Genomic DNA, 8215 nt, shown 5'->3' on the forward strand with positions numbered 1-8215 from the left:
GCTCATGGCAGCGCAGGCTCATGGCAGCGCAGCCCGGCCAGAAAGGTATGCGTCTTCCAATGCCCGAAGGGAGCGCTCATGCGTAACCGCTGGCCCTTGCGTGAGCGGCCGCGCAGGCGCGTCATCTTGGTGTTGACGTACGTCTCATCCAAGAACACCAGCCGGTGCRGCTCTTGGCGCATGCGGACCTGACGGTGGTCTCTCCAAGTGCGGCGTTCATCCCGCACGTCGGCGCGTGCGCACTCCGCCGCCATCAGGTGTTTTTTTATAAGTGAAGCCGCACCGGCACAGGAAGCGCGAGAGCATCGCGGGAGCCGCAACGATCCCGTGCTGGTCGAGCAGCCGAGCGGCCAGTTCGGGCATGGTGATGGCGGGCTTGGCCTCGACAGTCTGGATCAGGAAGGTCTCATAAGGCACCAGCTTGCCGTGTCCCGGCGGACGGCCCTGGCGGGCCGGCGCCGGTGAGCCGAGGTGGCGCGTTCGCCGCACCAGCTTGATGGCGAAACTGTCGCTGACGCAGAAGTGTTGGGCTGCCGCCCGGCAGGAATGGCCCGCCTCCACGAAGGCTGCGACCCGCACCCGGAGGTCGAGAGAATAGCAGTGACCCATGATCCACCTCCCGTTCCAGGCAGTGAATCACAACCTCGGTCCGCGCAGAAGCCCAGGAGTCTAATTTCCAGTCCGATGCTCTAGCCGTTCACTGCTTCCGCGATGTCCTCTCACGTTCAGCCTGTTCGATCTTCTGCAGCAGGGCCTCGACGTCGCTTGGCAGTGACTGCCGCAGAGTATCCTCGTAGATCCGCTTGAGATCCCGACCAATGCAGAGCAGGAGATCCCGGTCTGAGAGACGAGGGTGGTGCCACTGTCCTTTCTCTTCATTCATTGCCTTTGACTCCTTAACAATCCGATCCGCCGATATGGTGCCGTCACGACAAGACGATGACCTGGGTTCCCTCAGGCGCGCGCTGATAGAGATGGATCACATCCTGGTTGACCATGCGAATGCAGCCGGACGACACGTTGGTGCCGATCGTTTCCGGTTCCGTGGTGCCGTGGATGCGATAGCCGGTGTCGCCGCTGTCCGCGAAGAGATACATCGCCCTCGCGCCTAGCGGGCTCCTTGGCCCTCCTGGCACACCTTTCCCTCGGGAGGTCGACACCAGCTGCACTCGGATTTCCGGGTCACGGGCGACCATCTCTTTGGGCGGCACCCAGTCGGGCCAGCTGCGGCGCATGTTGATCTTCGCCGTGCCTGACCAGCCGAAACCCTCCCGGCCCACGCCAACGCCGTAGCGCGTGGCACGCCCAGGCGCGTCGACGAAGTAGAGCTGGCGTGCGGCAGGATCGACCACGACCGTTCCCGGCTCCTCCGACCCGAGGTACTCCACCTCCTGGCGAAGGAACGCCGGATCGACCGGAGCATAGTCGAACTTCGGCACCGGATGCGGTTCACCGGGATAGCTCGCGTAGACCACAGCATAGTTGGGCTTGCTGATGGTGCGGCCGCCGGGGCTCCGGTGAGGAGCGGATGTGTCAAGCAGGCCAGCGAGGGGTGATCTGTCAGCCGAGCAGCCGGCTAGAGCTGCCGTCATGGCGGCGAGGCCGGATGAAAGGAACAGGCGACGCGACATCGTGGACATGGGAGCACTCCGACTGCGAGAGAACCGGGTAAGTCTATTGTTCGGTGAAGAAGGTCAGGACCACCTTGCCCTTGTCGCTGACGAGGCAGACGAAGCGGTTGGGCTTGTCGGTCTTGTCGCGCTGGAGATAAGCGTCGCCCATGACCACCATCTTGATCGGCGTGTCGCCGACGTTGGTGTTGGCCTTGGAGACGGCCAGCGATTCCATGTCGAGTGTGATCTGGTCGAGCGAGGGCGAGCGCTCCTTGATCGCGGCCAAGCCTGACAACCGGCACGCCTCGACCTCGGCCGGAACCTGAGCGAGAGCGAATGAAGACGCGACGAGAGACGTCGCAAGAACTGCGAAAGCAAGCCGCATGGGACCACCTCGGTTGGGGAAAAACGCCGGTCATCATCGAAGCCGGCATGCAGGGAAAAGTCCGAGGTCAGCCCGGCAGTTCCTGACGCCGCAACGGTTTGCGTCTCCGTCGAGCCTCTTCTGCAAAACACGGTTAGCGCATGGTTAACAGGAGGGGTGGCAACCTGCTGAAGCCAGTGCCGCAGAACTCCGACAACAACCGTAATCTATGGGAGAGCATAGAACGCGCTGTGCGAGACTACTCAGAGCGGCATGAAATCTACGTGGTGACCGGCCCAATCTTCCAGGGAGAGAACCTTCGGGCTCTCAAGGGGAGTGTGCTGGTACCAACCCACATTGCAAAAGCCGTCTATGACCCGAGGCTGAACGCTGGAGCGGCCTATCTTGCGCCTAACCAGGAGGGAGACGAGTACAGGCTTATCTCGCTTGCTGAGTTGCAGCAGCTTTCGGGCATAGACCCGTTCCCTCAGCTGCCACTGGACATCAAACAAAACGTCTTGAACCTGCCTACTCCCCAACTCCGGCGATCCAAAGGACCCGGAAGAAATACTCGTAGACCTCCGCCTCAAGCAGACGTTCAGGAACAGGTCCCTGCCCCATCACAGGATGGATTCATTGGGGGCATCCTCGATGCCATTGATCAGTTTGGACGCAGCCGATGACGAAGAAGTTTCAGCCGTTCTCAGATGACAGCACCTCTCTCAGCATAGGCGAGTTCACCATTGAGAACGGTACCGACAAGGTCGCTCTTTATGGCTCACTCGACGTGACGCGCGACAAGAATGGCCTCAAGCAAGCGAAGGCACTGAAAGCGGCTGTCGACGCAATCGTGAAAGCCCTGGAGCAGGATAAAGCCCTGCCTGATGAAAGTGGTCCCACAGAGGAAGCGCAGCAGGTCAAGAATCCGTTCGCATAGGTCAATCAAACTGTTATGAGAGAAGGGTACCAGCTTGGACGGGATCCCGTGAACGGGATGTTCCCGCGAATGCTCTTGTCTCTATCCGCCTCTCAGCAGATAGCCGCGTCGCCGCTTTCGCTGGAGCCATGTTTCAAGGGCTTCCACTGCACGTGACTGGTTTTCGTAGAGCTCGATCCTCTTCTGCCCAGGCTGGCCGATGCGGCCCCACTCGCGGATCAGAGTGGCATCACCAAACAGGCTGGGCTCGATCGATAGGACATAGTAGCGAGCCATGTTGCAGGTGGGATCACACCTGTCGAGCACCAGGTACTGGATCGTGTCTTGGGACATGCGCGAGTGTCGCGCAAACCAGCGACCGAGGTCCAATCAAAGTCCTGAATCGATCAGGGACCAACGATTCATGATGGTGATGCATCTAGCAGCACGGTAGGTCATTCTGCTCACTGTTAACCCTGGGTTTACCCTAAGAGCAACCCACCCTGGCAGCGAGGGAGCGAAACCGAGTCGGAACCATTATCCGACCACACTCCTCCTTCCTCACTGCCGAGAACAAATCGTACCGCAGACCTCCCTTTTTAGTACCTGAGAGTTCATAATGCCCCAGAGATATGCGTCCTCCCCTGTCGACTTCTCCCGAGTGGTCATCTTGGCTCTCGGCTTTGGCACCATCACGGGATGGGGCATGTACGCTCTCTCCAGTCGATCCGCTGCCGAAGTGGAAAGCCAGCTGCGCGGACAGGTGAGAAGCCTTCACCAGACCCAGATGGACCTCCTGACTGAGCGACAGCGCACCAAGACAGCTGTGGGCGACTTGGAGCAGTTGCAGTCTCAAGTTTCAAAGCTGCGGCAGGAAGCCGATCTTCTGACTCAAGCCCGAGACCTTGCACAAGCCGAACTGGTGACTGCGGCGACCGGAATGAAGGATCTTGTCAATCAGTCGAACAACCTTGGCAACGACGCTCCCACAACCGGTTCAATCAACATGAACAGTCTTGATGGCCAACACCTTGTCATCACCACGGCTCAGAAAGCCCTAACGAAACTCGGCTACGGCTCTCTCAAAGCCGATGGCATCGTCGGATCCGGTACCCGCAAGGCAATCACAGAGTTCCAGCGCGCCAACAAACTCTATGAGACGGGTGAGCTTGATGCCCCGACCCTGCGTCTTCTGACGCCAGGCAACTTGGCCAGGCAGTAATTGCTCCCTTCGGAGCTCACGAGGACTCGTGAGCACGATCTTCTCCTATGACATTCGTCGCCTGCGCATGGCCAGAAGTTCGACACCCAAGTCGATCTTATTGGCTTTGACCAGCCGCGCCATGGCGCGGAAATAGCCGCCCGGGTTTTTGATCCGACCTTCGCCGCTCGAGACATCATCATCATAGAGTTGGAGCACGTAGATGACCGTGACGGCGGCTCTGACCAACCCGATGTCGGCCACGGCCTCGTTCCAGGCGCTTTCGTTCGCACTCAACGACGCCCGCAGGTAGCGCCCCGCCGCCACGATGTCAGACGCATCCTCGATGGGCCTGGGGTAGTCGCCAAGGGTCGGGCAGGCCTCAAGGATCAATTCCGGTGATAGGTGCTCCGCGGTTTGTTCGTATTGCAGAACCGGCCCAGCTTTCTTCGGAAAGCCGTTGTTACAAGTCTCACTAGGAGAGCCGTTGTTTTTTTCTTTGTGAGGGTCTCCGAGTCCTGCTTTGCCCGTCTCATAAAAGGTTTCCTCAGCCTCAGTTCTCAACAGCTGCCAGGCATCCAGAAGATCAGCTGGCAAGGTGGTCCGGGAGCGGGTCGGCGTGTGCGCCTGGAGGGCCTTCAGGCGGGCTTCCAGCTCTGACCGGTCGAGGGCCGGGAAATGCTCGGCCAAGGCGCTCAAGGCTTCTTCTGTGGCCCGCCGGCAGATGGTGACCTCGTCGAAGGCCCGCTTCTGCACCTCGCGCAGTTGCTTCTGTTCTATGAGCATCATCGCCCAGTCCCCCCTACGGGCATAGATGGGGGTCAGGTCGAAGCCGAAGGCGTCGACCACCTGCCCGGCAAGGTCCTTGACCGCAAAGCGTTTGCCGTTCGCCGAGTCCTTGGGCGTGATCAGCTGCAGGTCGACAAGCTGGCGCAAGATGCGCCGGATCGCCCGCTCGGTCAGGCCAGTGCGGCTCATGAGGTAGTCGTTGGACGGCCAAACCAGCAGCCGCTCCCACGCCTGTTCGCCCCAGCAGGCTACAAGCTCTGAGAGGATCACTCGTTGGGCCGGCCTCAAGTCCAGGGCCTTGCCTGCATCCCTGGATGCCGCCGAGAGTTCTTTTCGCGAGACTGTGCGCTCAGCCTCAAACGCAAGCTTCCTTGCGGCCAGAGCAGCATGTCTCAGCCGCCGGCCTCCTGACGATGCGAGTTGCATCGTACCCTCCATGGTGAGGGCAAAGCGGGAGCGTTCACCGAAACCGATGCTCTTGACACACAGTTTGTCGGGATGGCATAAAGACGTTGTCACACGATCTTTTTTGCCGCCCCTTGCGGGTAGCTCCAAAGGCCCTCGAAGTTTCCAGCTTCGTGGGCCTTTTGCTTTGCCTGGTTTACGTCACGACATTTCGGTCCTTTTGAGCGAACATGGCCTCGAGAGCGTGGGTGATGACCTCCTGCCGGGACTTGAAGCGGCCACTCTCGACAGCTTTGTCGATCGCAGAGCCGAGAAGTCCGGGAACCCAGACGTTCATCTCCCGGTCGCCCCGCTCGCGGCGGGCTTTCCGGAGGCGTTGAACAGCGGCTGTTCCTTTTCCAACAGGCATCACATCACCCATTACTCTCGTAGCATTTCGAGAAATGCCCGATTCTGAGGTGGCTGTGGAGTCGCAATGCAAGAATCCATTCACAATAAACGGATTCTCCGTTGGAAAACTCCTTTACCCAGAATCAATTAGCGCAAAAAGCCGAATCAATTCGCAAGTAAAAAGCCTGCTCCAAGCGGCTTGGCGTTACACACTTGATTCTCCATCCTGAGTTTAGGGCCGGAAGCCTCGCTGCACACCTCGAGTTTTTGCTCGCCAAGACTCGGCGTTTAGATCTGAAGATTACGAAACAGTAGAAATCCAACCGTCAATATTGTTGGCAGTCTCAGAAACTAAAGCATTTGGAGAAGCGATCCGGAGGTCTGATTGGGTTTCAACCGAGGTTGAAGCTTACACGCCAGATTCCTCCGAAGGAGAGTTTTGATAAGAGGCCGTCCTCGAGCCGCTGCAGGTACACACGGGCCACCACGTAGATGAAGTTGCCGCGAGCGGGCACGGCGGCCGCGACACATTCATATGGTCTGCTGCGACCACTCCGATGACGATCGCCAGCATCCGGAACCGGCGCTCTACTGGTAACAGCCGAAAAGAGCAACATGTTGGCAGATGTCAACAAGATCTAAGCAAGCGCGATGAAGTCCCTGGTCCCGTTAGCCTGTTTAGCGGGATAAACTTGGGCATCAGTAACTGAGGCGCTAGCGGGCTTAAGGCTTAGGAGATCCGTATTGGACTGGGATAAGATCAGGCTGTTCTATGAGGTCGCTGAGGCAGGCAACTTCACCCGGGCCGGGGAGAGCCTCGGCGTCACCCAATCCGCCCTCAGCCGCCAGATCAGTGCCTTGGAGCAGGACTTGAAGGTCCCGTTGTTCCATCGCCATGCCCGCGGCCTCATTTTGACTGAGCACGGGGAGGTGCTGCTTAAAGCCGCTCAGGACATCCACCGGCGCCTTGGAAGCACGCGCCAGCAGCTCAGTGAGACCCGCGAGAGGCCCACGGGTGAGCTGAAAGTTACGGCTACAGTTGGAATCGGCGGTATCTGGCTGGCGCAACACCTCACAGAGTTTCTCGATCTCTATCCTGAAGTGCGCATCCAACTGATCTTGACCCCGGACGAATTGGACCTGTCCATGCGGGAGGCGGATGTGGCGATCCGGCTACGCCGGCCGGTGCAGCCGGATCTGATCCAGAGGCGCCTGTTTGCCATCCATTACCATGCCTATGCTTCTCAGACTTACATCGAGCGCTTCGGAAAGCCTGAGACGGTGGATGACCTCGATCGTCACCAGATCATTACCTTAGGTGGTGAGCAGCCCTCCTTCATCCTCGATCTTCACTGTCTGACAACCTTGGGACGCAACCCGAAGAACCCGCGCACGAGCCGCTTGACCGTGAACGACAGCCTTGCGCTGCGGCAAGCGATCGAGACCGGCGCTGGAGTCGGAATGGCGCCGGATTACGCAATGAGCAATCAGCCGCAGGTGAAGCAGGTGCTCCGGGACATCGAGATGCCGAGCCTCGACTGCTACTTGGTCTTCCCAGAGGAAGCCCGCTCTGTGGCACGGCTGCAGGTGTTCCGGGACTTCCTGGTAACCAAAGCCCAAAAGTGGACACACTAGGGCGCAAGTCGCCCTGACCTCAAGTCGCACCACGCGCCTGTCGCTGACTTACAGCGGGAACGCTCCGATGACATCGCAAGTATCGGGTAGACCGTCTCATTTCGAGCTGGCACTAAAGTCGAAATGCATAATCTTGAGCGTTTCGCTAAAAGGCCTCACCGATCAGCATGGACCCAAAAGAAAAAGGCCGGGCACTGGGCCCGGCTAAAGTAGAGGTCCGACTATTCAGTCAAAACCTTCCAGAGGGAACGGCTGATACGGCAGCGCCGGGAGGAAGAAAGCGATGCCGCGATAAAAATCAGCCACTGCTGGTATCGACGGCAACGCGCCGCTTTGCAATGCAGTGTGCCTCATGAAGGGGCTGCGTGACGAGCATGGCTCTGCTACAAGCATCTGACACCGCTCATTTCGCCACGAGATCAAAGCCTCAAGCATTACACACTCGCGGGAATGTTTCCTGGCCATGACGAAGTGCATCAGAGTTGCTCGGTGCTCAGCGAAACGGCAGATGCCGCCAACGCGAAGTCCGCAGATTTGCTCATCAGTAATTACCCACGCCCCATTTCGAACAGCTGGCTGCGTGCTCGTGAGACGGCGCGGCAATTAAATGCTCTGTCTGATCGTGAGTTGTCCGACATCGGCATCGCCAGGCACGACATCACGCAGATAATACCCATCCAGAGAATTGCTGACTCGCATTTGCGATGACGAGCGTGGGGTGATTCACTGATCACCGGGGACGCTGTTGATGGAGGTCAGCATGGCCGGGCTCCCGATCCGTCAGGACGACTCGCCATCAGATCTGCGCTCGCGAGCCGCTCGCGAGAAGGATTGTCGGGCCGCCCTGCGGCTCCTGGCGATCGCCAACGCCCTGGACGGCATGACCCGGGCCGAGGCTGCCC

General features: G+C 59.1%; 14 protein-coding genes. 5 read left to right on the forward strand and 9 right to left on the reverse strand.

Annotated elements, in window-relative coordinates; genetic code table 11:
* Positions 1–2: 2 nt before the first annotated feature.
* The 5 genes from ACXJKO_RS27485 to ACXJKO_RS27505 all read right to left on the reverse strand — a co-directional run bounded on the left by ACXJKO_RS27485 (position 3) and on the right by ACXJKO_RS27505 (position 1998).
* Positions 3–152 (reverse strand): hypothetical protein, encoded by a 150-nt coding sequence (locus ACXJKO_RS27485; protein ID WP_457094219.1) that lies wholly within the window; start codon positions 150–152, stop codon positions 3–5.
* A 64-nt stretch (positions 153–216) separates the two neighbouring features.
* Positions 217–609, reverse strand: a complete 393-nt coding sequence (locus tag ACXJKO_RS27490; protein ID WP_457094220.1) for a helix-turn-helix domain-containing protein — start codon at positions 607–609, stop codon at positions 217–219.
* Between the two features lie 88 nt (positions 610–697).
* Positions 698–883 (reverse strand): hypothetical protein, encoded by a 186-nt coding sequence (locus ACXJKO_RS27495; RefSeq protein WP_457094221.1) that lies wholly within the window; start codon positions 881–883, stop codon positions 698–700.
* A gap of 43 nt (positions 884–926) precedes the next feature.
* A complete protein-coding gene (locus ACXJKO_RS27500) occupies positions 927–1640 on the reverse strand; it encodes a L,D-transpeptidase (RefSeq protein WP_457094222.1) in 714 nt (237 codons plus the stop codon).
* 34 nt (positions 1641–1674) lie between these two features.
* Positions 1675–1998: a hypothetical protein gene (locus tag ACXJKO_RS27505; protein ID WP_457094223.1), complete on the reverse strand. Its 324-nt coding sequence runs from the start codon at positions 1996–1998 to the stop codon at positions 1675–1677.
* Positions 1999–2138: 140 nt separating this feature from the next.
* Here ACXJKO_RS27505 and ACXJKO_RS27510 point away from each other — a divergent pair, with 140 nt between their 5' ends.
* On the forward strand, positions 2139–2660 hold the full coding sequence (locus tag ACXJKO_RS27510) for a DNA/RNA non-specific endonuclease (protein WP_457094224.1): 522 nt from the start codon (positions 2139–2141) through the stop codon (positions 2658–2660).
* Positions 2657–2914, forward strand: a complete 258-nt coding sequence (locus ACXJKO_RS27515) for a hypothetical protein (RefSeq protein WP_457094225.1) — start codon at positions 2657–2659, stop codon at positions 2912–2914. Before ACXJKO_RS27510 ends, ACXJKO_RS27515 begins: the two co-directional genes overlap by 4 nt.
* An 81-nt stretch (positions 2915–2995) precedes the next feature.
* Here ACXJKO_RS27515 and ACXJKO_RS27520 read toward each other — a convergent pair whose 3' ends face one another.
* Positions 2996–3247 carry a WGR domain-containing protein gene (locus ACXJKO_RS27520; RefSeq protein WP_457094226.1) on the reverse strand — a complete coding sequence of 84 codons (252 nt, stop codon included), beginning with the start codon at positions 3245–3247 and terminating at the stop codon, positions 2996–2998.
* Between the two features lie 433 nt (positions 3248–3680).
* On the opposite strand from ACXJKO_RS27520, the gene ACXJKO_RS27525 reads away from it, so the two are divergent.
* Positions 3681–4115, forward strand: a complete 435-nt coding sequence (locus ACXJKO_RS27525) for a peptidoglycan-binding domain-containing protein (protein ID WP_457094227.1) — start codon at positions 3681–3683, stop codon at positions 4113–4115.
* Positions 4116–4160: 45 nt separating this feature from the next.
* Here the strand turns inward: ACXJKO_RS27525 and repC are convergent, their stop codons facing one another.
* Together repC and ACXJKO_RS27535 are read right to left on the reverse strand one after the other, a co-directional pair.
* Entirely contained in the window at positions 4161–5309 is a 1149-nt protein-coding gene (gene repC, locus ACXJKO_RS27530) for a plasmid replication protein RepC (RefSeq protein WP_457094228.1), read from the reverse strand.
* A gap of 175 nt (positions 5310–5484) precedes the next feature.
* A complete protein-coding gene (locus ACXJKO_RS27535) occupies positions 5485–5697 on the reverse strand; it encodes a hypothetical protein (RefSeq protein WP_457094229.1) in 213 nt (70 codons plus the stop codon).
* A gap of 725 nt (positions 5698–6422) precedes the next feature.
* On the opposite strand from ACXJKO_RS27535, the gene ACXJKO_RS27540 reads away from it, so the two are divergent.
* Positions 6423–7313, forward strand: a complete 891-nt coding sequence (locus tag ACXJKO_RS27540) for a LysR family transcriptional regulator (RefSeq protein ID WP_457094230.1) — start codon at positions 6423–6425, stop codon at positions 7311–7313.
* A 225-nt stretch (positions 7314–7538) separates the two neighbouring features.
* On the opposite strand, the gene ACXJKO_RS27545 is transcribed toward ACXJKO_RS27540, so the two are convergent.
* Positions 7539–7667, reverse strand: a complete 129-nt coding sequence (locus tag ACXJKO_RS27545; protein ID WP_457094231.1) for a hypothetical protein — start codon at positions 7665–7667, stop codon at positions 7539–7541.
* A 96-nt stretch (positions 7668–7763) separates the two neighbouring features.
* Here ACXJKO_RS27545 and ACXJKO_RS27550 point away from each other — a divergent pair, with 96 nt between their 5' ends.
* Positions 7764–8021 (forward strand): DUF1127 domain-containing protein, encoded by a 258-nt coding sequence (locus tag ACXJKO_RS27550; protein WP_457094232.1) that lies wholly within the window; start codon positions 7764–7766, stop codon positions 8019–8021.
* Positions 8022–8215 lie beyond the last annotated feature (194 nt).

The organism is Microvirga sp. P5_D2 (genome assembly GCF_054049475.1).